This window comes from Clostridium aromativorans, from assembly GCF_020908015.1.
In the GTDB taxonomy this organism is placed as follows: domain Bacteria; phylum Bacillota; class Clostridia; order Clostridiales; family Clostridiaceae; genus Clostridium_B; species Clostridium_B aromativorans.
Window position 1 is genome coordinate 35,330 of the sequence record NZ_JAJJPB010000022.1, and the last position, 24,227, is coordinate 59,556.

30 protein-coding genes, 3 pseudogenes and 1 riboswitch are annotated in these 24,227 nt (G+C 32.7%); of the genes and pseudogenes, 31 read left to right on the top strand and 2 right to left on the bottom strand.

From position 1 onward, the window contains the following. The first annotated feature begins 39 nt into the window (after positions 1–39). The 16 genes and pseudogenes from LN736_RS14345 to LN736_RS14420 form a co-directional block, all read left to right on the top strand. Entirely contained in the window at positions 40–1,620 is a 1,581-nt protein-coding gene (locus tag LN736_RS14345; RefSeq protein WP_179977661.1) for an LPD1 domain-containing protein, read from the top strand. A 140-nt stretch (positions 1,621–1,760) separates the two neighbouring features. Further along, positions 1,761–2,165, top strand: a complete 405-nt coding sequence (locus LN736_RS14350; RefSeq protein ID WP_179977660.1) for a hypothetical protein — start codon at positions 1,761–1,763, stop codon at positions 2,163–2,165. Between the two features lie 132 nt (positions 2,166–2,297). Continuing rightward, positions 2,298–2,663: a DUF3232 domain-containing protein gene (locus tag LN736_RS14355; RefSeq protein WP_179977659.1), complete on the top strand. Its 366-nt coding sequence runs from the start codon at positions 2,298–2,300 to the stop codon at positions 2,661–2,663. Positions 2,664–2,665: 2 nt separating this feature from the next. After that, positions 2,666–2,827, top strand: coding sequence for a hypothetical protein (locus LN736_RS14360; protein WP_179977658.1), 162 nt, complete (start codon positions 2,666–2,668; stop codon positions 2,825–2,827). A 17-nt stretch (positions 2,828–2,844) separates the two neighbouring features. Then, positions 2,845–3,240, top strand: a complete 396-nt coding sequence (locus LN736_RS14365) for a single-stranded DNA-binding protein (protein ID WP_150358384.1) — start codon at positions 2,845–2,847, stop codon at positions 3,238–3,240. 40 nt (positions 3,241–3,280) lie between these two features. Further along, entirely contained in the window at positions 3,281–3,445 is a 165-nt protein-coding gene (locus LN736_RS14370; RefSeq protein WP_179977656.1) for a hypothetical protein, read from the top strand. A gap of 81 nt (positions 3,446–3,526) precedes the next feature. Continuing rightward, positions 3,527–4,624 carry a DUF3854 domain-containing protein gene (locus LN736_RS14375; RefSeq protein WP_179977655.1) on the top strand — a complete coding sequence of 366 codons (1,098 nt, stop codon included), beginning with the start codon at positions 3,527–3,529 and terminating at the stop codon, positions 4,622–4,624. Positions 4,625–4,817: 193 nt separating this feature from the next. After that, positions 4,818–5,081: a hypothetical protein gene (locus LN736_RS14380; RefSeq protein WP_150358386.1), complete on the top strand. Its 264-nt coding sequence runs from the start codon at positions 4,818–4,820 to the stop codon at positions 5,079–5,081. A gap of 74 nt (positions 5,082–5,155) precedes the next feature. After that, on the top strand, positions 5,156–6,274 hold the full coding sequence (gene dnaN / locus LN736_RS14385) for a DNA polymerase III subunit beta (RefSeq protein ID WP_179977654.1): 1,119 nt from the start codon (positions 5,156–5,158) through the stop codon (positions 6,272–6,274). A gap of 167 nt (positions 6,275–6,441) precedes the next feature. Next, a complete protein-coding gene (locus LN736_RS14390) occupies positions 6,442–6,789 on the top strand; it encodes a type II toxin-antitoxin system RelE/ParE family toxin (protein WP_179977653.1) in 348 nt (115 codons plus the stop codon). 15 nt (positions 6,790–6,804) lie between these two features. After that, positions 6,805–7,128: a helix-turn-helix domain-containing protein gene (locus LN736_RS14395; RefSeq protein WP_179977652.1), complete on the top strand. Its 324-nt coding sequence runs from the start codon at positions 6,805–6,807 to the stop codon at positions 7,126–7,128. A 213-nt stretch (positions 7,129–7,341) separates the two neighbouring features. Next, on the top strand, positions 7,342–7,605 hold the full coding sequence (locus LN736_RS14400) for a hypothetical protein (RefSeq protein ID WP_179977651.1): 264 nt from the start codon (positions 7,342–7,344) through the stop codon (positions 7,603–7,605). A gap of 73 nt (positions 7,606–7,678) precedes the next feature. Further along, the gene (gene dnaX, locus LN736_RS14405) at positions 7,679–9,058 is read left to right on the top strand and encodes a DNA polymerase III subunit gamma/tau (protein ID WP_179977650.1); all 1,380 of its coding nucleotides are present in this window, start codon (positions 7,679–7,681) and stop codon (positions 9,056–9,058) included. After that, entirely contained in the window at positions 9,058–10,002 is a 945-nt protein-coding gene (gene holA, locus LN736_RS14410; RefSeq protein WP_179977649.1) for a DNA polymerase III subunit delta, read from the top strand. Before dnaX ends, holA begins: the two co-directional genes overlap by 1 nt. Positions 10,003–10,456: 454 nt before the next feature. Further along, positions 10,457–11,206: a hypothetical protein gene (locus LN736_RS14415; protein WP_229981800.1), complete on the top strand. Its 750-nt coding sequence runs from the start codon at positions 10,457–10,459 to the stop codon at positions 11,204–11,206. After that, positions 11,199–11,387 (top strand): annotated as a pseudogene (locus tag LN736_RS14420) (QueT transporter family protein); the annotation flags it as partial. The gene LN736_RS14415 and the pseudogene LN736_RS14420, both read left to right, overlap by 8 nt. A 9-nt stretch (positions 11,388–11,396) precedes the next feature. Here LN736_RS14420 and LN736_RS14425 read toward each other — a convergent pair. Next, positions 11,397–11,624: pseudogene (locus tag LN736_RS14425) on the bottom strand (CrcB family protein); the annotation flags it as partial. A 140-nt stretch (positions 11,625–11,764) separates the two neighbouring features. Continuing rightward, positions 11,765–12,088, bottom strand: coding sequence for a fluoride efflux transporter FluC (locus LN736_RS14430; RefSeq protein WP_229981801.1), 324 nt, complete (start codon positions 12,086–12,088; stop codon positions 11,765–11,767). 89 nt (positions 12,089–12,177) lie between these two features. Continuing rightward, a riboswitch (Fluoride riboswitch) is annotated at positions 12,178–12,237 on the bottom strand. Between the two features lie 163 nt (positions 12,238–12,400). Between LN736_RS14430 and LN736_RS14435 the strand changes: the two genes are divergently transcribed. From LN736_RS14435 to LN736_RS14495, 15 genes and pseudogenes are all read left to right on the top strand, one after another. Beyond that, positions 12,401–13,267 (top strand): DMT family transporter, encoded by an 867-nt coding sequence (locus LN736_RS14435; protein ID WP_119972337.1) that lies wholly within the window; start codon positions 12,401–12,403, stop codon positions 13,265–13,267. Positions 13,268–13,514: 247 nt separating this feature from the next. Next, on the top strand, positions 13,515–14,654 hold the full coding sequence (locus LN736_RS14440) for an acyl-CoA dehydrogenase family protein (protein WP_119972334.1): 1,140 nt from the start codon (positions 13,515–13,517) through the stop codon (positions 14,652–14,654). A 25-nt stretch (positions 14,655–14,679) separates the two neighbouring features. Then, a complete protein-coding gene (locus LN736_RS14445) occupies positions 14,680–15,102 on the top strand; it encodes a hotdog fold domain-containing protein (RefSeq protein WP_119972331.1) in 423 nt (140 codons plus the stop codon). A 218-nt stretch (positions 15,103–15,320) separates the two neighbouring features. Beyond that, the gene (locus LN736_RS14450) at positions 15,321–15,770 is read left to right on the top strand and encodes a beta-alanyl-CoA:ammonia lyase (RefSeq protein ID WP_229981802.1); all 450 of its coding nucleotides are present in this window, start codon (positions 15,321–15,323) and stop codon (positions 15,768–15,770) included. 36 nt (positions 15,771–15,806) lie between these two features. After that, positions 15,807–16,187 carry an acyl-CoA hydrolase gene (locus tag LN736_RS14455; RefSeq protein WP_229981803.1) on the top strand — a complete coding sequence of 127 codons (381 nt, stop codon included), beginning with the start codon at positions 15,807–15,809 and terminating at the stop codon, positions 16,185–16,187. A gap of 25 nt (positions 16,188–16,212) precedes the next feature. After that, entirely contained in the window at positions 16,213–16,383 is a 171-nt protein-coding gene (locus LN736_RS14460) for a hypothetical protein (RefSeq protein WP_162920280.1), read from the top strand. 182 nt (positions 16,384–16,565) lie between these two features. After that, positions 16,566–16,998 (top strand): annotated as a pseudogene (locus LN736_RS14465) (sigma 54-interacting transcriptional regulator). 13 nt (positions 16,999–17,011) lie between these two features. Further along, positions 17,012–17,224 carry an AAA-type ATPase lid domain-containing protein gene (locus LN736_RS19295; RefSeq protein WP_456064440.1) on the top strand — a complete coding sequence of 71 codons (213 nt, stop codon included), beginning with the start codon at positions 17,012–17,014 and terminating at the stop codon, positions 17,222–17,224. A 34-nt stretch (positions 17,225–17,258) separates the two neighbouring features. Further along, positions 17,259–17,399 (top strand): helix-turn-helix domain-containing protein, encoded by a 141-nt coding sequence (locus LN736_RS19240; RefSeq protein WP_407647181.1) that lies wholly within the window; start codon positions 17,259–17,261, stop codon positions 17,397–17,399. Positions 17,400–17,439: 40 nt separating this feature from the next. Continuing rightward, complete coding sequence (locus tag LN736_RS14470) at positions 17,440–18,660, top strand: Zn-dependent hydrolase (RefSeq protein ID WP_119972313.1); 1,221 nt, start codon at positions 17,440–17,442, stop codon at positions 18,658–18,660. Positions 18,661–18,687: 27 nt separating this feature from the next. Further along, entirely contained in the window at positions 18,688–20,073 is a 1,386-nt protein-coding gene (gene hydA, locus LN736_RS14475; protein WP_229981804.1) for a dihydropyrimidinase, read from the top strand. A 33-nt stretch (positions 20,074–20,106) separates the two neighbouring features. After that, a complete protein-coding gene (locus LN736_RS14480) occupies positions 20,107–21,339 on the top strand; it encodes an FAD-dependent oxidoreductase (RefSeq protein ID WP_229981805.1) in 1,233 nt (410 codons plus the stop codon). Beyond that, positions 21,339–22,586: an NAD-dependent dihydropyrimidine dehydrogenase subunit PreA gene (gene preA / locus LN736_RS14485; RefSeq protein ID WP_407647182.1), complete on the top strand. Its 1,248-nt coding sequence runs from the start codon at positions 21,339–21,341 to the stop codon at positions 22,584–22,586. Before LN736_RS14480 ends, preA begins: the two co-directional genes overlap by 1 nt. A 12-nt stretch (positions 22,587–22,598) precedes the next feature. Then, complete coding sequence (locus tag LN736_RS14490) at positions 22,599–23,084, top strand: DUF1097 domain-containing protein (protein ID WP_119972302.1); 486 nt, start codon at positions 22,599–22,601, stop codon at positions 23,082–23,084. Positions 23,085–23,237: 153 nt separating this feature from the next. Further along, the coding region (locus LN736_RS14495; protein WP_229981806.1) for a CaiB/BaiF CoA transferase family protein at positions 23,238–24,227 on the top strand (990 nt) is incomplete at its 3' end.

Genomic DNA, 24,227 nt, shown 5'->3' on the forward strand with positions numbered 1-24,227 from the left:
ATTCTCTTTTTATTTATTTTAGAAAAGGTGGAGTGCATTATGAAAATTAATGATTTTGGAGAAAAAATAGGTGGAGCAAAAAAGGATATCTGGAAAGAAAGGAACTTTCTGATTTCAGATCTGGATTCTTTATCTGACAGGGAAGCTTTTGAATTCTGTGTCAAAGACCAGATATGGAAGAAACCGGACTACAGAGAAATGTGCAATGACAATCCAAAGCTAGTGGTTTTCTGTATAAAAAAACTAAGAGATGCGTTGCCTGCAAAGGTGAAGCCTACACCTGATGAAGGGAAAAATAAGAACAACAGAAAATTGTTTGTTGAATTTGTGTCCATAGTAAGGGATGTAGCAATGAATTTAAAATCGGAAGAGGACTTAAAGAATGTATTTTACGAGATTTTTGTACGTAATGGATATTATAGACAAAGCTGGACAGGCAAAGTTTATAAGAATCCAAACATAAAAAATAAATTTACAACTGTTGTCTATAAAGTATCTCAATATCCGGAGGATTTTAGAAAAGAACTTTCGCGTATAGGGTTTCCGGATTCCTTGTCACAGAAAAACCCCCTAATAGTTAAGGAACAAAAGGGAAAGTTTTTCATATGCAAGAGCAGTAAATATTATTACAAAATTGTTTGTAAAAGCTCATTTGAAACAAGAGAAGAAGCAGAACTGTATATTGAAAACATGAATAAAAAAGGAAGTTCAATTTTCAAATTTCAGAGGCCAGTATTAAAAGGTATAGAAAGAAGGGGGCCTGCAAAAAGGAAATTTGAGGTATCAACGGATGAATTCCTTGAAATATTCGGCTTCAGAGGAGGAGAGTTCGGGAATTATGCCACTGACAGCGAAAGGCAGATGCATATAAATTATTGCTTCGACGCTTTTGTAGATCTAGCATACATCCTAAATGTGGCACCAAATTTTATATCACTTAAAAGAAAGGGAGAAGGCAGCCTTGGAATAGCTTTTGGTGCAAGGGGCAGTGGAAATGCCTCGGCACATTATGAAAGCTGCAGAAGAGTCATAAATATAACAAAGATCAGGGGAGCAGGTTCACTGTCACATGAGTGGCTTCATGCACTTGACGATTTTATAGGCAGTATATGTGAGAATGAGGTAAGTTATCCATATGCTAGTTTTAATATTAATAACAGTAACAAACTGTCTCCTGAATTATTAAAAGTATTCAAGGACCTGATATATTCTTTGAAGTACAAGAATGAATCCGGAAATATAAAGCAGTCTGACTTTTTGATTGAATCCAGGAAATTGGATGAAGGAAGGAAAAAAGATTATTTCAGTACTATCCAGGAGATGTTTGCAAGAGCTTTTGAGGCATATGCACAAGACTCCCTAAGGGAAAAAGGTTTTATAAGTCAATACCTGGTTCATGGTGTTAACAACAAATATTATTTCAGCAATAAACCTTACCCTGAAAGAGAGGAAAGGAAAGAATTCAATAAAAAATTCAAGGCTCTTTTTATAGAGTTGAAAAATTACCTGGACATCCCTGACTTTGAGATTCCTGAAGTGTATAACAATCGGGCAGTCCACTCTACAATTATGGATACCTCAAAGGAAATTATCAGTGGAAAGCAGCTCAGCCTGTTTTAGAATATGAAAAATAATTTTTAATTTTAACCTTTTGTATTTAAAATATCGCATATTAGTATTAGAGATTAATTTAGTTAATACCCTGTAGGGTGACATTTGGTTTTGGCCATAAAGCTAAAAATTGAAAGGTGGAATATATTATGTTGAATTTATTATCAAAATTCACGAACAAAAGTATAGCAGCAAAAAAGGAATTTGCTTCACAAAGAAAAATAGAAGATTTGGAACATGAAAAGATTATGCTGGAGAATTCTAAGAATGAACTTAAAACAAAATTAGAGGAGAAGCAGGAATATTATGATGCTATAATGTATATTCTGACCTGCAATAATGAAGATAAAATTAAACATACACTAAACTTGCATGGATTTAAGGAAAGTGATTTGTTTTCAATCAATTCTTCAGAAAATGGGAAATATGATGTAACATTGGGGTTTAATACATTCGGTGAAGATGTATGTTCGAGAGATATGGACACGCACTTGGATGCACTTAAATTTTCAGCAGTCAGAACATTGCTTGGATATGATATAAAAAGTTATTAAGAAGTACGGGAAACAATTTCTATTATGACAATAATTATAAAAATTTTTAGAAGAACTTTCAGACATTGAGAGTTCTTCTTTTATTATCAAAAATTATAAAAAATTATAAAAAATGAAAAGGTGGAGTGTGTTATGTACAAGGAAAGAATCGGAAAATTAGCAGCAAAAATAAAGGATAATGAAACTCTTGAAAATTTGAGATTTGTTGAAAAAGATTTCAGCGAATATGTAAGGACGGTTGCTGATACAGAGAACATATTGACTATTGCACGTTTTAAATACCAGGGAGAAGAATTCAGAGAGTATGTTGCCGGCCAGATGCTTTTAAGGAAAAGGGCAATGGCTTGTGCCGTATACAGTATAAAAATTCTCAACAAAATATGTCTTTTGTACGATGAACCTGTGATTTATACAGAAGATATCAGAAATACGGAGCAAATTGCATGCTTCTGTAAAAGTGTTGTAGATGAACTTTTTGAAAGCAGAAAGGCGGCTTAGCCATGACATATATGGGAGCAATGATTTTGAAAGTTATTTCTATAGTTGCTTTGTCAATTATGTTCTGCAGAAATATTTTCAAGTTTGCCAAGTCAGGAGACAAGGGTTGTGAAGCATCGTTGGCATTCTTAATAATAATATTTTTGTATGTCATAAATAAATAAAAAAGGTGGAATGTATTGTGAATAAAGTTGTATTAATTGGAAGGTTGACTAAAGACGTTGATTTGAAATTTACTCCGGGAAGCAATATACCGGTTGTCATATTTAATCTGGCTGTTGACAGGAAAGTAAAAAAAGAAGGACATCAGCAGGCAGATTTCATTCCTGTTGTTTTATGGGGGAAAATTGCCGAAGCTGCTGCACAAAATACATGTAAAGGGAAACTTATAGCAGTGAGCGGCAGAATTCAGACCAGAAGTTATAAAGCCAAAGATGGCAGTATGAGGTTTGTTACTGAAGTTATTGCGGAGGAAACCAAGTATCTTTCTCCAAAGTCTTATACAAGCCATTCTACAGGAAATTCTAACTATATTCCTGAGTCGGACATGAGTTTGGTTGGTGATGTACCTTTCTAAAAATTAAATTAATGATATAGAGGTAAGGGGGCTCTGGTATATGAAAACAAAAAAGAAGATATTGAAAAGAAAAATGGAAAATAAACTGGATGATTTGAATGAATTAAGGTCACTGAGCAAATCGGGATTAAAGATAAGAAAAGAAGAATTAAAAATGATTACCAGGGAGATTTATATTTTGGGCGAAAAACTTTCTAAATTGTAACATAAAAAGCTGTCATTTAATATGGCAGCTTTTAAATTACCACATATTAAAAATATAAGGGAATATAAGGAGGTGCTTTTGATGGAAATAGATTATGATACTGATCCTAGATTAAGCATATTAAATGTTGCTTACATGTGTGGATTGACAGACATAAAAGAAGAAGGATACAGATTCACAGCAACGTGTCCTTTCTGTGGTGCAAAACCCGGACATTTCTACCTGACACCAACGGATAGAAGAAATCCAAACTATAAAAATGTGTATAGATGTGTAAAATGCGGAGCTGCGGGTTCAAATATAAAATTGTATGCTGAACTTCATAGTTGTTCAACTAAAGAGGCATTTAAGGAAATCATGGGGTTTGACGTAAAAATCAGTGTTGTGAAAAAAATTAAGAAAATGGAAAAGAAGTTAAACAAGCCTGTAATTCCAATGGCTGATATAGATACAAGAGATAAGGTTTATAGAAAACTTATATCATTGCTTTACGTAAGTGATAAACATTTGGAAAACCTTGTTTTGAGAGGTCTCACTGAAAAAGATATCCGTAAAAATGGGTATGCAACTCTACCAGAAAGTAAATATCTGAAAAGAAAAATATGTATAGAAATTCAGAAATGCGGTTTTTCCCTTAAAGGAATTCCAGGGTTTTATCCGAGCAAATATAAAAATTGGACATTCTGGACTCCAAAAGAAGGGGGATTTCTTGTACCTGTAAGAGATATGTATGGCAGAATACAGGGATGTCAGATAAGAAAAAACGGCGAAAAAATCAAGAAGAAATATCCATGGTTTTCATCAGGCTACATGGACAGGGGATGTTCTGCTCAAGGTTTTTTCCACGTTTATTGGAATTCAAAACATTCCGGCAAAAAAGTGGCTATTACCGAGGGAGCATTAAAGGCAACAGTAGCTGGAATTCTATCAGATACAACATTTCTGGCAGTTCCAGGAGTAAACTCTTATAATGGTTGTGCGGAAATTTTAAAGAAAATGAAAGCAGAACGGATTTTTGTAGCTTATGATATGGATAGGTTTGATAATTCACAAGTCATGGAAAATCAGGTAAAGCTGATACAATATCTGAAATCAGAAGGATTCAGTGATATAAGAGTATGTACGTGGAATCCTTCGTATAAAGGCATAGATGATTATCTTAAGCATATTGTAGGTTAGAAAGTATGTGTATTGAATTATAAAAGTTCTGGAGATGATTAGGTGTGTCTCCGGAATTTTTTATACAAATAAGTTGAAACTCTAGTTTTTACCACATATTAAATATATAAAGGAAATTTGCAAATGCTCTTATATGGGTAACGTTTGGTTTTGACTATACAAGGTTAAAAAATAATGAAAGGTGGAGTGTATTGTGGATATAAACTCATTACTGCTTATAAAAGAGCCATCTCTTACGAAGGAAGGAAGAATATCTCAAATAGTATTGTGCAGTTATATTGATGGATACCTTGATGGTGTCAATGAACTGGACAAATATATATTGAAATTATTCAGATCAGCAGATAGATTGGATAGGCTAAGAGCTCATATGCTGTATACAATAACTAGAGAACTGAGAGAAACTACTTCAAAGGAATATAATAAACTTTGCGAAAATCTAAATAAGAAAATATAAAAGTATTCAACAAAAGCAGCTGATAAAATTTTGGCTGTTTTTTGTTTATAAAAAAATGAAAGGTGGAATGTATTATGTTATTTAGGACGACAAAAGGAATTTTTCAAGATGCGTTGGAAAAGGTTGTTAGAGCTTGTACAAAGACAAATTTGAATGAAAATCTGGATGGAGTTCTATTAGAAGTAAAAGATGGCAAAGTAACGCTTATGTGTACAGATCTTATAACTACAATTAAAGCAGCTTTTACATGCATGGATTTTGAAAATGGAGCCATTTTGGTAAATTCAAAATTCTTATTATCGTATGTAAAAGCCCTCCCAAACCAGGAATTGCTTATAAAATCAGAAGAAAAAGATAACTCGGTGTCCATAGTTTCAGGAAAGTCTCAATCCAATATTGTATCTATGGATATAAATGCTTTTCCTGTTATAAAGCCAATTAAAAGTAAAGTAGAGGTAAACGTAATATCAGAGGAATTCAAAAAAGCCTTAAAAGAGGTCATTTTTGCAGTTGCACATGATGAAACAAGACCTGTACTTACCGGAGTATTTTTTGAAGTTAAAAATGGGAAATTGACTCTTGTTGCTCTGGATGGATATAGGATGTGCGTAAGTAGTCTCCCTGTAGATTGTGATGAAAATGTATCTTTTATAGTTCCACAGAAGTCAGCATTAGAACTTCAGAGGATACTGGAAAATGACGAGCAGAATGTTAATGTAAAAATTTCAAAAGGCATAATTGAATTTGCATTTAATGAAGTTTTTATAAGCAGTGTTCCATTGGAAGGCAGCTATATAAAGTGGGAAAAAATAATTCCTGAAAATAGCGATACTGTGTGCACAATAGACAGAATGGATCTGGCATCTGTTTTGAGCAGGGCTGCAGCTATACTTACGGGAGAAAACAAGCTTGTAAAATTGTCATTTACAAAAGATGGTAATCTTGATTTGTTGGCCAAATCTTCCATTGGAAGAGTAGAGGAAGAGATTAAAGTGAAAGACTTTCAGGGCTCAGAGCTAAAAATTGCATTCAATTCAAAATATATTTCTGATGTGTTATTATCCCAGGAAGATGATGAACTGGAATTTGACTTTTCAAACAATGTATCTCCAGTAGTTATAAAGAAGAAAGACAGTGATAATTATACAGGGATTGTATTACCAGTAAGATTGATAAATGTAAATAAAATGTAAGCCATTATAACTTAGCTTAAATAATGGGAAATTTTAAAAATCAGTTATAAGATCTATATAAAAGGTAAAAGATTATTTAAAATACAACAAAAATGGTGTATAATCATATTATAAAATACAATATTTTTGTTGTATATATGCCTTACAAGAAGGGAATAATACTAAACATGAATGTATGGGACTATGAAACAAATGGAGGAAAAGATCTAATAAATGAATACTTGGATAATTTACCTTGCGATGAAAGTGCAGAAGGATACAGAATAAAACAGCTACTTGAAGATGAAGGACTAAGTGCTCTCAATTTATTAATCACACGGCAGCTTAAAAACAAACTTTGGGAAATAAAATTTAATTATAAAGATAGATTTATGTATGTTATAGCTGATAAAGATAATTTTTATATACTTCATGCCTGTAAAAAACAAAAAGGGAAAGCTGAAAAAGTTGAACTTAATAGAGCAATAAAAAGAGCTAAAGAACTGGGCAGATATCTCAATAAAAAATTTGTGTAATAGGAGGTGTTAAATATGCCATTTAAAAAAGTAAATGTAAGAGAAGAAATAAAAAAGAGAATGGAAGAGGATAAAGATTTTAAAAATGCCTATATCCAAGCAGATCGGGAGTTTAAACTTATAAAAGAAGTAGTACAAAAAAGAAAAGAGATGGGAATATCTCAAAACAAAATTGCCGAACGATCAGGGTTAAAGCAACAGGTAATATCTAGAATTGAGAAAGATGGTAATTCCCCAACTTTAAGAAACTTTCTTAAATATTTGGATGCTGCAGATCTTACAATTAAAATTGAGAAGAAAAATGCAGATGATTCAGCAAATAAGTATACTACAGTATAAACAGACTAATAAACTTTTTCTAAAATTGAACTTGAAATGAAAAATTCTGGCGGTACTAATTGTATTGCCGGAATTCTTTATTTTTTATAAAAAACAATTTATGCTTTAGTTTTTACCACATATTAAAAGTGAGAAATAATTTGGTCAATACCTTTGAGGTAACAATTTGTTTGGGCCATATAAGGCTAAAAATAAAGAAAGGTGGAATGAAATATGAATATTAACTCTTTACTTATTATAAAGGAACCATATCCTGCTAATGAAGAAAACATATCAAAAATAGCATTGTGTAGCTATATTAACGGATATCTTGATGGTGTCCAAGAACTGGACAAATATATATTGGAATTATTCAGATCAGCAGATAGATTGGATAGGCTAAGAGCTCATATGCTTTATACAATAACTAGAGAACTGAGAGAAACTACTTCAAAGGAATATAATAAACTTTGCGAAAATCTAAATAAGAAAATATAAAAGTATTCAACAAAAGCAGCTGATAAAATTTTGGCTGTTTTTTGTTTATAAAAAAGGAAAGGTGGAATGTATTATGTTATACAATGAATTTAGGCCCAAAAGATTTAGTGATATAGTAGGACAGGGGCATATAACTGAAATAATAAGGAACCAGGTTGTAAAAAAGAATGTTTCACATGCATATCTTTTTTCTGGCACCAGGGGTACGGGAAAAACTACTACAGCCAAAGTTCTGGCCAAAGCTGTAAATTGTTTGAATCCTAAAGATGGTGAACCTTGTGGTACATGTGAAATGTGCAAAAAAATAGAGGATGGAAACTGTATTGATGTAATTGAGATGGATGCGGCTTCTAAAAGAAGAATAGAGGACATGAGAAATATCATATCTTCACTTAATTATCCAACTACGGAAGCAAAATTTAGAGTTATTATCCTGGACGAGGTACACATGCTAACACAGGAGGCTGTCAATGCCTTTTTAAAGACTCTTGAGGAACCTCCCCAAAATACAATATTCATACTGGCAACTACAGATCCGCAAAAGCTCCCTGCTACTATTTTATCGAGATGCCAGAGGTTTAATTTTAGAAGGGTAAGTATAGAAGATATTTATAAAAGGCTTAAATATATTTCGGAAAAGTCATCTATAAAGGTAGATGATAAAAGTTTAGTATTGATTTCTAAAGTATCTGACGGAGGAATGAGAGATGCAGTAAGTATTTTAGATCAGGTCAAGGATTTAAATAATGTGTCTTATAAAGAGGTATCCGAGTTATTGGGTGTTTCAGGTAATGAAAATATGTTCAAGCTTTCTTCGTATATTTTTCAAAGAAATATCCCTGCAAGTCTTGAGCTGATAAATTATTTAGATAATCAAGGTATTGATTTCAATGTATTTATCAAAGATTTTATGAGGTTTCTCAGGCATATTCTAATGAGTAAGGTTATGGGCAGTGAAGCCAATTCTGTTATTCCCATGACTGACACTGATATTACAAGGCTGTCTAATTTGAAAGTTACTAAAGGGGAAGTTATTAATACTATAGAGCTTTTTCAAAAAATAGATTCGAAGGATAGAACTTCACTTGAACTAGCGGTTATAAAGGCAGGTAGTTTTGTTGGAAAACCTGCTGAAGGAAAATCTAATAAAGGTGTGGAGAATACTAATTACAATGAAGTGGATTTTGAAGAAAAGGTTAAAAAAATTACTTTTGCGAAAAAACAGATGGTAGAAAATTTCAAGAAGTTACCACAGTATAAGGCATTGGGAGATACGTTTGAAAAGTCCAAGATGTTTATAAATAAAGTTATGGAAATAAAAATTGTACCTGCCACTTTGAAAGAAAAAAACATACTTGAAGAAGGATATACATGGCTCGAAAAAGGATATAAACAGTTTTCAGGAATAAGCGATTTAAAGATTATTATATGTGACAATGGAGGGAAATGTTAATGGACAACAAAATTATACTGTATTCAAAATCCGAATACAGTATTTTAAAGAAGTTGAATTCTGTCAAAAAGGGAGTGGAACCACTAAATATTTCAGAAATAGATATTAAATCCTTGGTAAAACCTGAAGAAATAATATCAAAGTGCGAGACACTGCCTTTGATGGGCAAAAAAAGGGTAATCGTTATAAAAGCGGATTTCCTCTATGATGATTACAAAGACAAGCTGGGTATATTTAAATGTTTAAAGAAATATGTCAAGAGCCTTCCTAATTTTACAATCTTAGTTTTGTATGTCTACAAGAGGGACAAAAGAGAAAAAATCAGCAGAAGGATGAAGGAACTGCAGAAACAGGGTATGGAACTTATCATGGATTCAGATGATACTCTGGAAAAGAAGAAAATATTAAAATCGTTTTGTAAGGACAATAAATTGAATATAAATAATAAGATAATTGACTTCATGATAAATAGCAGTTCAAATCTGGATATGTTTATCAATGATCTGGATAAGCTTAAGTTTATGGATACTATATCTATAGAAAAAGTGAAAGATGTTTTTTGTTCACTGGATGATGATGATATTCTGGATCTTTTAAATGCCGTATCGGAAAACAGAAAAATTGATGAACTGCGCATTATAAATGTTTTACTCGATAGCGGGTTGCAGCCTGTTCAGATTATAAGAAGTATTGAGAAACAATATAACAGGCTAATATACTGTAAATCAGGGATGATGGCTAATAAAAATTATAGTGATATAGCAAAAGAGTACAAGTTGAACCAATATTTTTGTAAGAGACTCTGTAGTATTGCAAAGAAATATCAAATTCAAGATCTTGCTTATAATTTGGAGATTTGCAATGATCTGGATAAAAAAATTATAAATACAGGAGGACTTGACGTTAATACAGAGATGGAAATGATGATTATAAAGATAAGATAGATTAATATTATATGATAAAAGCTCCAACCTAAATTTAAGTTGGAGTTTTTATTTTTATAACATATTATTGTATAAACTTGCATATATGTTTCAATTTAAAGTATAATTTGCAAACATATTTGCAAACATAAAATACAATTTTTAATAACATTTCATAGTATTTAATAATAAATGAAAAAACGATAATCCTCAAGAAACCTTGATTTTGTGGACTTTATAATATATAATAATACATAAAAGTACATAGAAGACAGTTCGAAACCATCCTGTCTATAAATAAAACTATGGATTGACTATGAAAATAGTCTATTTTGTAATTCAAAGGTGGTAATTTTACTGCCTTTTTATTTTGTGTTAAAAATCTATTTTACATATCAGGGTAGTTCCATGTCTTGTTTTATATATTTTATATTGATGTATTTTAAAATTTAATCATACAATATCGGGAGGAAATATGGAGAATTTACCTAAATTAAAGAGATATGGAGAAGTGATTAAGAGGCTGCCAAGAGAAGTGGTGCTTCTCAGAGGAAGCGGGTGTTGTTGGGGAAGGTGTGTGTTTTGTGATTATCATCTAGATCGAGATGTAAGTGCATTTCGAAATCATAAATTGAATCATGAAATACTTTCAAAGGTTACTGGAAAATATGGAGTTCTTCAAGTGATGAACTCTGGAAGTGCAAGTGAATTAGATGTTGCAACTATATTTGAACTCATAAAATTATGTAGGAATAAAAACATAAAACAACTTATTATGGAAAGCCATGTAAAGTATGAAAATGATATAAATTTATTTAGAAAATATTTTGCACCTACAGATTTGAAATTTATAGTTGGGGCTGAGAGCTTTAATATAAAATATAGGGAGAACGTATTGAATAAAGGCATTGGAAATAGAAGAGCATGCAACTTTGAAAATTTTGATTGGGTAAACTTATTATTTGGTATGGAAAATCAAACTGTAGAAGGACTTAGAAAGGATTTATATTTAGCATTGGATTATTTTGAACGTGTTACAATAAATATATTCTGCGAAAATACTACAAAAGTAAAGAGAAATAATTCCCTTATAGAAAAGTTTTATGAAAGTGAACTTTTCAAATTAATTCAAACAAGTTATTACGATAGAGTTGAAGTATTAGATGATATAGATATAAGATGTGATTCAGATTTAGATGGAGTTGGAGGCAAATTAAGTGAATAAGACTAGTAAACTTGTGAAAATATCTTTAGTTGCTGCACTATACATAGTTTCAACTATTGCACTGGGGCAATTTTCTTACTTTGGACCTATAGGATTTAGGATAAGTGAAATTTTAAACTTTTTAGCATTTGTAGATCCATTTTATATAATTTCACTTACACTTGGATGTGCGATTGCTAATTTCTATAGCTGTGGAAAAGGTTGTATATGCACCTAAAAATCCATCTCCCAGAAAGGAGTACATATTGGTTCCGAGGTGAGCAGAGGTCAAAATACCAAGTATAATGGCGCCGGTTATATTTATTATAAATGTTCCAAAAGGGAATTTAGTATTAGTGTGTCCGGATATTGCTTTCCCGAGTTGATATCTTGTAATACTTCCTAGTATGCCACCTGCGCCAACTAGTAAATAATTCATGTTATATCCCCCTAAAATTTAAATTATATCATCTATATCTTGAATATTTTTTTCATTATCTGATTTATTTTGAAATTTCTTCATTGCTGAATTAAATTTATTTGCAGCAAATATGCCAAGGTATACAGCAGTAAAACCAATTAATAGTGAGATAATAACATAAGATATTGCGGCGTAGTAGAATTATTAGTTATTAAGGCTACCATTTCTTTACATAATGTAGAAAATGTTGTATATGTTCCTACAAATCCTGTTGAAATTCCAAGCTGTATATTTTCATCGATTTTTAAGTATTTAATTACTGTTGTAAGGATAAAAGCTAACATAAAACTTCCACTAATATTTATAAATAATGTATCAAACGGTATTAGTGTGTTGTGATTTAAAATATTAGTATTTTTTATGAAACTTCTTAGTATTGCGCCAAAAAAACCACCCAATCCAATAAAAATGTACTTTCTCATTTATTTTTCTCCTTGATTATTATTTTAATTATTGTGTATAAACTTAAGATACAATTTATCAAAAAATAATTAAACTCCTGTCTTAATAATTTAAAACAGGAGTCATTAGCGCATCCGCAATTATGGTGAACTCCATCACCATTACTTTTATACACTAACATAAAATTTTTACCATGTCAAACAGATTTTATAAAGTAGTATTATATTGCATTTTGCACCTTATATTGAGAAAAACTATTGGAATTGATATTATATAACTATTAATATATTATAGCAGACTTTTTATTATGTAATAGACAAAGGAGCATAGAAATGAAAAATTTATCAATGAAGAAAAAATCTTTAATTGCAGATATTTCTCTGTTATTAGTTGCTGTTATATGGGGAGGAGGCTTTATAGCTGCCAAAATAGCTTTATCAAGTATTACCCCATTGTATCTATTATCGTTTAGATTTTTGTGTTCTGGATTACTTATTATGATAATATTTTTTAATAAAATAAGAAAGATAGGTAGAAAAACCATATCGGCGGGCGTTATTATCGGAATATTCTTGTACGTTGGACAAACACTTCAGACTGTGGGTCTTAAATATACTACAGCAGGAAAACAAGCATTTTTAATAGCCTCATATACTGTATTGGTCCCATTTATTTCATGGATATTAACTAAAAAAAAGCCGACTATTAATTCTATATTAGCAGGTTTTATGATGTTAATTGGAATTGGTTTTTTAAGTTTACAACAAGATTTTTCTATAGCTTATGGAGATGGTCTAACGTTATTATATGCTTTGGTGTTTGCCTTTCAAATAGTGTTTATAGGTATTTATGTTAAAGATATTGATCCAATACAATTGACTACCATTCAATTAGTAACTGCAGGATTACTTACGCTTATAAGTGCCTTAATATTTGAACCTAATATTGACGTGATAGATAATAAAGCTGTTATTGGAATATTATATCTTGTAATATTTAATACTACTATTGCATTTTCAATTCAAAATGTTGCACAAAAATATACTTCTGATACACATACATCAATACTCATATCACTGGAATCAGTATTTGGTCTGTTATTGTCTGTACTTTTATTAGGAGAAGTATTCACTAAAAAGATGATTATTGGATGTATAGTAATTTTTATATCAGTGGTCTTATCAAAAATTAATTTATAAATAAAACAATTCATTTATGACTTAAAAATTCAGTATTGGGTTGCATAAATAATTCAACATTGACTTATATAGATTAATATAACACTGCTTTCTAATAACTTTTTTATTTAAGGATAATTGCTATTATTGATTCTACATATAAAAGACTGTATTTGAATTACACAAAATTATGATTGGCACATAAGTTGCTCTAATATGTAGATGAACATATTTAAAAACAAAGAATTCTTAGAAAGGGGTGTTTTTAATGAACTTTGAATTAACGGCTCAGCAAAAGCAAGTCGTTGATACAGTTAAAAAACTAACAGAAGATTATTTGCTTCCAGGTGTTTTAGAAAGAGATGAAAATAGTGAATATCCTATAGAAGCATATAGAGAGTTAGGTAGGACAGGGTTAATTGGTTTGCCGTATGCTGAAGAATATGGTGGATCTGGTGCAGGATATATGGAATATGTGCTTGCTATTGAGGAAATATCTAAAGTTGATGCATCTATGGGAATTTCATATTCTGTATGTACATCCTTGTATGGAGGCTGTATAAATAATTTTGGCTCAGAAATGCAGAAGAAAAAATATCTACCTCTAGTTTTTTCAGGAAAGTCTCTAGGATCATTTGGTCTTACAGAGCCAAATGCAGGTTCGGATGCATCAGGAGTTATAACGAAGGCAAAAAGAGAAAATGATTATTACATTTTAAATGGATCAAAGTGTTTTACTACAAATGGGCCTTTAGCAGATTACTGTATTGTATTTGCCTCTACTAATCCGGAAGCTAAAACTAAGGGATTATCTGCATTTATTGTTGAAATGAATACGCCAGGAATAAGAATTGGAAGAATAGAGAATAAAATGGGTATACGTTCTGCAAAAGTTTCAGAGGTTTTCTTTGAAAACGTTAAGATACCAAAAGAGAATTTAATAGGAGAAGAAGGTAAAGGATTTAAAATAGCTATGAATGCTCTTGATGGAGGAAGAATGGGAGTCGCAGCCCAAGGAATAGGAATTGCAGAAGGAGCATTTGAAATTGCAAGAAAGTATTTAATGGAAAGAGAGCAGTTTGGCAAGCCTTTGTATAAAAATCAGTATCTGGGATTTAAAATGGCAGAATTAAAAATAAAAATTGAGCAAGCGAAACTGCTTTTATATAAAGCAGCTTATGAAAAGGATAATGGAAGATCATATACTGTTCCTGCTGCTATGGCAAAATATGCTTGTACGAATACTGCAATGGAAGTTACAACTGAAGCTGTACAGATGCTTGGTGGGAATGGATACATGAAAGGTTACAATGTGGAAAGAATGATGAGAGATGCAAAGATAACTCAGATTTATGAAGGAACTAATGAAATTCAACAACTGGTAGTAAGTGGAAGCATTTTTAAATAAAATTTATATTTAAGGGGGATTTAAAATGATAGGTAAAAAGGTAAGTTTAAAAGTTAGAATGTCTGCAGGAGAGGCACATTATGCAGGAGAATTAGTAAATGGATCACATATAGTGGATTTCTGGGGAGATGTAGGAACAGAATTGATGATAAGAAATGATGGAGATGAAAGCTTGTTTGCAGGTTATAAGGATATTGAATTTACAGCACCTGTTTATGCAGGAGATTTCATGGAATATGTAGGATGGATAGAGGAAGAAGGAAAAAGTTCCAGAACTTGTAAGTTTGAGGCATACAAATATATTGAACTTACAAGAGATGAAAACATGGCTATATCGGCAGCAAATGTGCTGGAAAAACCACTTCTTTGTGGTAGAGCAACAGGAACTCTGGTAGTTAAGAAAGAGTTTCAGAGAGGGGTTCAAGATAAAGCATTTAAAATAGACTAGTATTTATTAGAATTAGCTTGTGAGTGTGTAAATCCCGAATTTCTTATAATCGACCATGTATAAAATGAGGTTTAAAATGATGGGGAAATTCGGGAAACATGATTTTACAGTTTCTCTTTTAGGACAACATGACAATATGATGAGAAATTGTTTAATTTAAGTGAATAAGAATATGGATATGAGGAAGGAAGGTATATTTTAGATTTTTGGAGGTAATTATGAGAGAAACAGCTGTATTAAATAAAAAAATTTCAACTGAAGATTTTGCAAATGATCAGGGAATTATAAATGTCACCAGACAATTTGACTACTGGGGAGATGTAGAAACTGAAATTATGATTCTATGTTTTGGAGATGAATCCCTTTGTCTTGGATATCATAATGCTGAATTTTATGAGGATGTATATTTGGGAGATTACTTGGAATTCAAAGCTACATTAATTAAGTCCGGGAACACTTCAAGAACCATAAGACTTGAGACGTATAAAATTGCAACTCCTACATGGAGAATAAATAAGGGCAATGTGCCGAAAGAACTTATGACATATTTTGAGAAGCCTAAATTAATTGCTGAAGCCACAAGTATTTTAGTAGTGAAAAAAGAATTACAGAGGGGAGAACAACCTGATGGGATTATAAGGGACCCCTGGAGAGAAGTTAAACTGTAAAATATGCAGTCAATGTTTAATTAGGGAGGAAAAAACATGGAAAGTATTAAGACATACTCTTTTAGGTATAGAATGTCTTCAAAGGATGAATTCTATGGCGGCGGCATTGTAAATGGTTCCAGATCAATAACACTTATGGGAGATTTGGCTGATAGTATAGCTTCAAAAAAGTTTGGAAATATAGGAAGATGTAAGGCCGTACCGAATGTAAGACTGTTTTATCCTGTTCATGCGGGAGATTATATGGAATTTGTCGGAAGAATAATTGAAAGTAAAGAAAATGAAATAACTATTGAGTGTAGATCTTACATTGTAATTACTAAACCTGAAGACGCTCCTTTTGAAAGTTCTGTGGATGTTTTAGAAAATCCTATTTTATCTACAGTCGCTATATTTAAATATGAATCCAGAAAATAAAGTTACTTTTCTTGAAAGCATGTATATGGATCTGGAGAAATTGTATGTAACCGAATGTACAGATTATAAGATTTGTGTTATTATATTAGGTAAGAGAATAAATGGATTTCTTGAATATGTGCTGGAAAACTCCTTTGATGAAATCTTTATCACGGATGGAAAAGGAATTGCAATTTATTGCAATGGGGGCTTTTGAAGAACATTAATGAAAGCCATGAGGTTATATATGTAGTTGAAAATTGCAGAGATATAAGTGAAGCCACTCAACTAAAAAATACAATTCAATCAATAAATCGTAAAGTCAGAAAATTAAAAAAGAAGAATGGGTATTTCAATACCATAAACTCAGTAAATTCAGTAAAATTTAAAAGTAAAAAAATGAAAGAACTGCTGGTTAGTATAGGTAAGCTATCTATTAGAGACATAAATTTGCTGCTGCTTGGAGAATCAGGCACAGGAAAAACATTCCTGGCAAATAGGATATATGACTTAAGCTTAAGGAAGAACAAACCTTTCGTGACTATAAATTGTAGAACAGGCTAATTTAGGTACACCTTTTTTAGACGAAATTGGAGAACTTCCTTTTACATTACAGGCAAAATTGCTGCAGCTAGTTCAAGAAAAAACATATATTCCTGTAGGAGCAATCCATCCAAAAAAAATAGATATCAGAATAATTGCAGCTACAAATAAGGATTTGCTCCAATTAGTAAAGAAAGGCAGGTTCAGGGAAGACCTGTATTACAGATTGGCCCTTGGAGTAGTTAAAATTCCACCTCTTAGGGAGAGAAGACATAGACATACTGCTTAATTACTATTTAAACTTGTTTAACATTAAATACAATATCATGATAAATTTATCTGAATATTCAAAAACAATATTGAATAATTACTCTTGGCCTGGCAACATAAGAGAACTTGAATATCTTTTAGAGATTTTAGTTATAAGTGCACCTTTTCCCAATTATATAATTCCTAAGGAAGTTCTGACGGGAAGTATTACCGGACCTTTAAAAAGAATAACTTTGATATTATAGAACAGACTAATTCTATACACATGGAATATATGACTTGAATGAAATCATAGACAGGTATAAGGCGGAAATTGTGAGAAGGGCGAAAAAGGTATATAAGATTTTCTATGAAGTGGCTAAATATTTAAATATTTCACAGAGTACTGTCCACAGATTAATATCAAGATATTGTAAATAGATTGTTTATTAAATAAATATTATTTAAAGGAGAGATGATTATGTTTAAATGTAATGAAAAAAGGCTTGAGGAAAAAATTAAAACTTTTAGCACGTTTGGAGCTACTGGAAGAGGTGGAATTACAAGATTATCTTTGTCACCTGCTGCACTTGAAGCCAGAACTGAATTTTGCAATAGAATGAAAAAAATGGGTGCTCATATTGTAACTGATGATATGGCAAATATATATGCTACCATTCCTGGAGATGAGAAATTACCATGGATTATGACAGGATCTCATTTGGACTCAGTTATCCAGGGAGGTAACTATGATGGAGTACTTGGAGTTTTAACTGCTATGGAAGCTGTTGAAACAATAACTACTGAAAAAATACCTCACAGACATCCAATAACTGTAATAGTATGGACCAATGAGGAAGGAGCTCGTTTTGATCCTGCAATGATGTCATCAGGCGTTATAACAGGAAAATTTGAGAAAGAGAAAATGCTTCAATCTAAAGATACAAAAGGAACTGCATTTAAAGAGGCACTTGAGGCAAGTGGATATAAGGGTGACATTAAAAATAGAATGGATCCTAAAAATGTGAAGGCATTATTTGAATTGCATATAGAACAAGGACCAGTACTTGATGCAGAGAAGAAAGATATAGGTATAGTTGAAGGTGTATGTGGCATGGTAAATTATGAATTTTCATTTAAAGGGCAGGCAGACCATGCAGGTACAACTCCTATGAGTTACAGAAAGGATGCTCTATTTGCAGCTTCTAACGCTATAATATGGCTTCACAATGAGTTAGATAAATTGGATAGTAAATTGGTATACACTACCGGAAGAATAACTTGTTCGCCAAATATCCATACAATAATACCAGATGATGTGAAATTTACTTTGGATGCAAGACATCAGGATCCTAAGGTGATAAGTCAAGTAGTTGATATAATAAATAAAATTCCGAAAGAAATTAGCAAATGTGAGGTTTCTTATGAAGAACTTTGGGGTCGTAACACAGTGGTATTCAATAAAAACAATGTTGAAGCAGTTGCGAAGGCTGTAGACGATCTTGGATATTCGAGCAAGAGAATGTATAGTGGCCCAGGACATGATGCACAATACGCAGCAGATGTAGTGCCTACAAGTATGATATTTGTACCTAGTATTGATGGGCATAGTCATTGTGAAATCGAATACACTCCGGTTGAGAACTGTTTAAAGGGAGCTAATGTACTGCTTAATGCTATTTTAAATATAGATGCACAGTAAAACTTTATTAAAAGGGGAGATATGTAAATGGGAAAATTTGATACCTTAATTAAAAATGGGATTATAGTTACAGCTTCTGACAGATATAAAGGAGATATAGGAATAAAGGATGGCAAGATAGAAGAGATATCTTTAAAAATAGCAGATTCAGATGCGAAAAAGGTAATTGATGCAGAGGGAAAATATGTTTTCCCGGGAGGAATTGATGCACATACACATTTGGATATGCCTTTTGGAGGCACCTTCTCCAGTGATAATTTTTTAACAGGAACAAGGGCAGCTGCTGTAGGTGGAACAACTTCTGTTATAGATTATGCAATTCAGCCTATTGGAGATACCTTGGAAAATACAGCTAAGATATGGAGAGAAAAAGCTGATGGTAAAGCTTGCATTGATTATGGAATTCATATTGCAGTAACTGATACAAAAGGTAAAACTCTCGAAGAAATACCTAAAATGGTGCAGGCAGGATACAGTAGTTACAAGGTATTTATGGTATATGATAATATGAGGGTTGAAGATGATGATCTGATAAAAATACTTAAAACTGCATCTAATGAAGGAGCTATAATAGGAGTACACTGTGAGAACTATTATGTAATAAAATATTTGACGGAAAAATTCTTAAAAGAAGGGAAAATAGGACCGGAATATCATCCTCTTTCAAGACCTGCTGTAATTGAAGGAGAGGCAGCTAACAGGGCAATTGTTCTTTCAGAGATAGCAAAAGCTCCTCTCATGGTTGTTCATAGCAGCTGTAAAGAATCTGTAGAGGAAATCAGGGCAGCCAGAGCCAAAGGACTTCCGGTAATGGGAGAAACATGTCCACAGTATTTGCTCCTTTCTGAGGAATGTTACCATGAAGAGAATTTTGGAGGTTCAAAATATGTAATGTCACCACCTATTAGGAATAAATCCAATTGGAGTGAATTATGGAGGGCTGTTAGAGAAGGAGATCTGCAAACTGTATCAACAGACCACTGTCCATTCTTTATGAAACAGAAAGAATTGGGTATAAATGATTTCAGTAAAATACCAAATGGAGCTCCAGGAATAGAACTTAGAATGCCACTTATGTTAACATATGGTCCTAAAAATGGATTGAGTTTCGAAAAGATAGTTGAAGTCACAGCTTCAAATCCTGCAAAAATATATGGAATGTATCCTAAGAAGGGAACTATAGCTGTAGGATCAGATGCAGATATGTTTATTTATGATCCTGATAAAAAAATGAAGGTAACAGTTAACATGCTCCATGAAAATGTTGATTATACACCTTTTGAAGGATTTGAATTAAGCGGTTATCCAGTTATGACACTTTCAAGAGGAGAAGTTATTGCAGAAGACGGAGAATATACAGGAAAAGAAGGAAGAGGAGAGTTCTTAAGAAGAGGAAAATGCACTGTAATTTAAGAAAAGATATCTATTATAATTGGAGGGAAAAGTATGACTGAAGTGGTTAAATTAGATTATGAAGAACAGTACAAGAAAGAATATAATGTTAGGGCAGCTTTAGAAGAAGCGGGGAGGTGTATGCTCTGCGAGGATGCACCTTGCAGCAGAGAATGCCCGGCAAAAACGGATCCTGGTAAATTTATACGCTCCATACGATTTAAAAACTTCAAGGGTGCCGCTGAAACTATAAGAAAAAATAATATTTTAGGTGCCACCTGTGCCATGGTATGTCCCTATGATAAATTATGTGAAAGTGCCTGCAGTCGTACAGGAATAGACAAGCCTATACAAATAGGAGATCTGCAGAAATTTGCTATTGGATATGAGAAACTGTATGATATGAAAATTTTAGAACCCTGTAAGGCCTCCAGAAAGGAAAAAATTGTTTGTATAGGTTCCGGACCCGCATCAATAGCTTGTGCTGCAAAGATGGCGCTTGAAGGATACAATGTTACTATTCTTGAAGAAAAGAGTATACCTGGTGGTATGTTATCTCATGGGATAACTCCATCCAGACTTCCCCAGGAAGTTGTGAATCAGGATATTAAGTGCTTGACAGACCTGGGAGTAGAAATTGTATTTAATAGACATGTGGAACCTAAGGAAATAAATGAGCTTTCGAAAAAATTCGATGCTGTAGTTATAGGAATAGGTCTTTCTAAAACAAAGATCCCAGAAATTAAAGGAAGTAATCTTAAAGGAGTTAAAGGAGCACTAGAATTTTTAGAAGATGCCAGAATAAATAGAGGAAAAATAAAACTTGGAAATAATGTTGTAGTTATAGGGCTTGGAGATGTTTCACTGGATTGTGCTACAACTGCAAGGCAACTTACAGATGGAAAGGTGACTATAGTATACAGAAGAAGTATTGAGGAGGCACCAGCAGGCATTATTGAACTTAAGTATGCTCAAGATATGGGAATACCAATAATTACAGAATTTGCACCTGAAGAGATCCTCGGAAAAGATGGAAAAGTAGAGGCTCTAAAGTGTAAATCAAGAGATGGATATTCTGAAATGAAGATAAAAGCAGATGAGATTATATTTGCTATAGGCCAGACCTGTGAAAAGGGATTTAGAGAGACTAAGTTTGGGGGAAATGTTTTTATTGCAGGAGACTTTAAAAATGGCGGAGCTACTGTGGTGCAAGCTGTAAAAGAAGGAAAAGAGGCAGCAAATGAAATTATTGAATATTTCGACGTCTCTAAAAAGGAGGGAAGATAATCATGAAAAAAGATTTATCTATAAATTTCCTTGGAGTAAACTGTGAAAATCCATTTTTCCTATCTTCTTCACCCGTTGCAGGTAATTATGAAATGATTTCCAAAGCTTTTGAAGCAGGATGGGGAGGGGTATTCTTCAAAACTGTTGGTATTTTTATAGCAGATGAGTGTTCACCACGATTTGATATAAACGGAAATACTTCTGCATGGACAGGTTTTAAAAATATGGAGCAGATATCTGAAAAGTCTATGGAAGAAAATTGTGAGGATATAAGAAAACTCAAAAAAAAGTATCCTAATAAAATTATGGCAATTAGTATTATGGGGGAAAACAGCGATGAATGGAAAACGCTGGCTAAAAATGTTACAGATGCTGGAGCAGATCTAATAGAATGCAATTTTTCATGTCCACAAATGACTTCCCATTCTATGGGATCAGATGTAGGCACAAATCCTGATTTGGTATATAAATATACGAAGGCTGTAGTAGAGAGTACAAAAATTCCTGTTATAGCTAAAATGACACCTAATATAACCTCAATGGAGATACCTGCAAGGGCAGCAGTAAAAGCTGGGGCTAAAGGAATTTCTGCTATCAATACAGTGAAATCGATTACAAACATAGACCTTGAAAATTATACCGGAATGCCTGTAGTAGATGGAAAATCTTCTATATCCGGATATTCTGGTGCAGCTATAAAACCTATAGCTCTGAGATTTATAGCAAATCTAAAGCAGGATAGTGAAATAAGACATATAGCGGTATCGGGTATTGGAGGAATTGAAACTTGGAGAGATGCACTGGAGTTTATACTTTTGGGCTGTGAAAATGTACAGGTTACTACATCAGTAATGCAGTATGGTTACAGAATTGTTGAAGATATGATAAGCGGTCTTGGATATTTCATGGAGGAAAGAGGTATAAAGAGTCTTTCGGAATTAGTTGGAAATGCTATTCCAAAGATAATCCCTGCGGAAGAATTGGATCGTGATTTTCAGATAGTGCCACATATAGATGAGAATAAATGTATTGGATGTGGAAGATGCTATATTTCCTGCTCTGATGGATCACATCAAGCTATAGACTGGGATAGTGAAAAAAGAAAACCTACTATAAAGGATAACTGTGTAGGCTGCCATTTATGCATGAATGTTTGTCCTGTTCAAGATTGTATACTTCCAGGAGAAGTAAAATGGAAAGAGGGCAGAAAATCTCATAATGTAGTTGTTAAACACTGTTATGAATGATGAGGTGAGTTAATGAGTTATATATTTTCATTAAGCCTTATGACAGCTTTGTTGTGTGGATTGTGGGGCTTAGTTGCAGGATTTGCAAACTTATTGGTATGGGGAGGATTTGCAGGCTGTACATCTTATTTTGCAAATCCTGAGAAAGGCAAAGAAGCTGTAAAATCCTGTATCTGCACTACTATGACAGGAGCCTTATATGCGCTTATATCAATAAAACTATGTAGTATATTTGATTCTACAGCTGTTTTTGTACTTCTAACTACTGCGATAACTTTTCTTATGTGTATACAGAGCAAGATAAAAATATTATCTTATATACCTGGAGCTTTCTTCGGATCTTTTTCAACCTTTGCTGCAGGAGGAAATCTTTACATTATTCCTTCGATATTAATTGGAATATTTTTAGGTCTTGCATGTGATAAATCTGGAAGTTTACTTTTTTCAGCAGCTGGAAAGGAAAGCAAGGAGAATAAAGAGAATAATGAAAATCTGTAGTTTTGTATGAGAAAGAATTTCAGAGAGGACCTCAAGATAAGCCCTCTAAATTAGATTGATAATATATAATACGTGTAAAAAAATCACGATTTGCCTTTATAAGGCAAACCGTGAACCTATAAATTTTAAATCATTTTAGAAGGAAGGATAAAAATGACTAAAGCTCTTGATGGAATTAAGGTACTGGAATTGTGCCATGCTTATAACGGACCTTTTTGTGGAATGATGTTGGCAGATCATGGGGCTCAGGTTTTAAAAATTGAATCTCCCCGTGGAGATCAATGCAGGACTTGGGGGCCTTTTGATAAAAAAAGTGGTGAAAGCGGTTTTTTTGCTTTTGTAAATAGAAATAAAAAAGGAATAACTCTGAATTTGAAGAATGAAGAGGCCCTTAAAATGTTTTATGATCTGGTGAAAGATGCAGATGTTGTTATCGAAAATTATAGAGGTGGGGTGGCAAAAAAATTAAAAGTAGATTATGACACGCTTAAAAAAATAAATCCACGAATCATATATGGCTCTAGTTCTGGTTTCGGGCAGACAGGACCGCTTTCAAATAGACCTTGCTATGATATAGTAGCACAATCAATGGGTGGAATGGTAAATATGACAGGATTTCCTGATGGACCACCAACTAAGGTTGGACCCTCAATTGCAGATAATGTAACAGGAGTATTTTTGTGTTTAGGGGTTTTAATGGCACTTTATTCAAGAGAAAAGACAGGCAAGGGACAGCAGATTGATGTTGCCATGCTTGACACTATTTTCAGTTTGCTTGAGAATGGAATTGTTAACTACACTGTCGGAGGTGAAATACCTCAGAGACAGGGGAATATAGATCCTTCTATTGCACCTTTTGATATTTTTAAGGCAGAGGATGGATATGTAGCTATTGGAGTAGGTAATGATAAGTTGTTTAATATATTTTGTGAAACCATAGGACACAGAGAACTTTTAGAGAATCCAAAATTTAAGACTAATGATCTGAGATGTAAAAATTATGTGGGAGATTTACAAAATGTTATAAGAAAGTGGGCGTCTACCAAAAAGAGAAAATATATAGAAGAGCTTTTTGATAGTGCAGGACTTCCCTGTGGACCTGTACTTGATATGAGAGAAGCTATTGAGCAGCCCCAGATAAAG

What these genes read in the sequence shown, in the direction of transcription:
- LN736_RS14435 (WP_119972337.1), top strand. Translation starts at nt 12,401, where the DNA reads ATGAAAAATTTATCAATGAAGAAAAAATCTTTAATTGCAGATATTTCT.
- LN736_RS14400 (WP_179977651.1), top strand. Translation starts at nt 7,342, where the DNA reads ATGAATATTAACTCTTTACTTATTATAAAGGAACCATATCCTGCTAAT.
- LN736_RS14355 (WP_179977659.1), top strand. Translation starts at nt 2,298, where the DNA reads ATGTACAAGGAAAGAATCGGAAAATTAGCAGCAAAAATAAAGGATAAT.
- LN736_RS14375 (WP_179977655.1), top strand. Translation starts at nt 3,527, where the DNA reads ATGGAAATAGATTATGATACTGATCCTAGATTAAGCATATTAAATGTT.
- LN736_RS14360 (WP_179977658.1), top strand. Translation starts at nt 2,666, where the DNA reads ATGACATATATGGGAGCAATGATTTTGAAAGTTATTTCTATAGTTGCT.
- LN736_RS14370 (WP_179977656.1), top strand. Translation starts at nt 3,281, where the DNA reads ATGAAAACAAAAAAGAAGATATTGAAAAGAAAAATGGAAAATAAACTG.
- LN736_RS14445 (WP_119972331.1), top strand. Translation starts at nt 14,680, where the DNA reads ATGATAGGTAAAAAGGTAAGTTTAAAAGTTAGAATGTCTGCAGGAGAG.
- LN736_RS14430 (WP_229981801.1), bottom strand. Translation starts at nt 12,088, where the DNA reads ATGAGAAAGTACATTTTTATTGGATTGGGTGGTTTTTTTGGCGCAATA.
- LN736_RS14390 (WP_179977653.1), top strand. Translation starts at nt 6,442, where the DNA reads ATGAATGTATGGGACTATGAAACAAATGGAGGAAAAGATCTAATAAAT.
- LN736_RS14415 (WP_229981800.1), top strand. Translation starts at nt 10,457, where the DNA reads ATGGAGAATTTACCTAAATTAAAGAGATATGGAGAAGTGATTAAGAGG.
- hydA (WP_229981804.1), top strand. Translation starts at nt 18,688, where the DNA reads ATGGGAAAATTTGATACCTTAATTAAAAATGGGATTATAGTTACAGCT.
- LN736_RS14440 (WP_119972334.1), top strand. Translation starts at nt 13,515, where the DNA reads ATGAACTTTGAATTAACGGCTCAGCAAAAGCAAGTCGTTGATACAGTT.
- LN736_RS14455 (WP_229981803.1), top strand. Translation starts at nt 15,807, where the DNA reads ATGGAAAGTATTAAGACATACTCTTTTAGGTATAGAATGTCTTCAAAG.
- dnaN (WP_179977654.1), top strand. Translation starts at nt 5,156, where the DNA reads ATGTTATTTAGGACGACAAAAGGAATTTTTCAAGATGCGTTGGAAAAG.
- LN736_RS14480 (WP_229981805.1), top strand. Translation starts at nt 20,107, where the DNA reads ATGACTGAAGTGGTTAAATTAGATTATGAAGAACAGTACAAGAAAGAA.
- LN736_RS14350 (WP_179977660.1), top strand. Translation starts at nt 1,761, where the DNA reads ATGTTGAATTTATTATCAAAATTCACGAACAAAAGTATAGCAGCAAAA.
- LN736_RS14460 (WP_162920280.1), top strand. Translation starts at nt 16,213, where the DNA reads ATGGATCTGGAGAAATTGTATGTAACCGAATGTACAGATTATAAGATT.
- LN736_RS14490 (WP_119972302.1), top strand. Translation starts at nt 22,599, where the DNA reads ATGAGTTATATATTTTCATTAAGCCTTATGACAGCTTTGTTGTGTGGA.
- LN736_RS14470 (WP_119972313.1), top strand. Translation starts at nt 17,440, where the DNA reads ATGTTTAAATGTAATGAAAAAAGGCTTGAGGAAAAAATTAAAACTTTT.
- dnaX (WP_179977650.1), top strand. Translation starts at nt 7,679, where the DNA reads ATGTTATACAATGAATTTAGGCCCAAAAGATTTAGTGATATAGTAGGA.
- holA (WP_179977649.1), top strand. Translation starts at nt 9,058, where the DNA reads ATGGACAACAAAATTATACTGTATTCAAAATCCGAATACAGTATTTTA.
- LN736_RS14395 (WP_179977652.1), top strand. Translation starts at nt 6,805, where the DNA reads ATGCCATTTAAAAAAGTAAATGTAAGAGAAGAAATAAAAAAGAGAATG.
- LN736_RS14345 (WP_179977661.1), top strand. Translation starts at nt 40, where the DNA reads ATGAAAATTAATGATTTTGGAGAAAAAATAGGTGGAGCAAAAAAGGAT.
- LN736_RS14450 (WP_229981802.1), top strand. Translation starts at nt 15,321, where the DNA reads ATGAGAGAAACAGCTGTATTAAATAAAAAAATTTCAACTGAAGATTTT.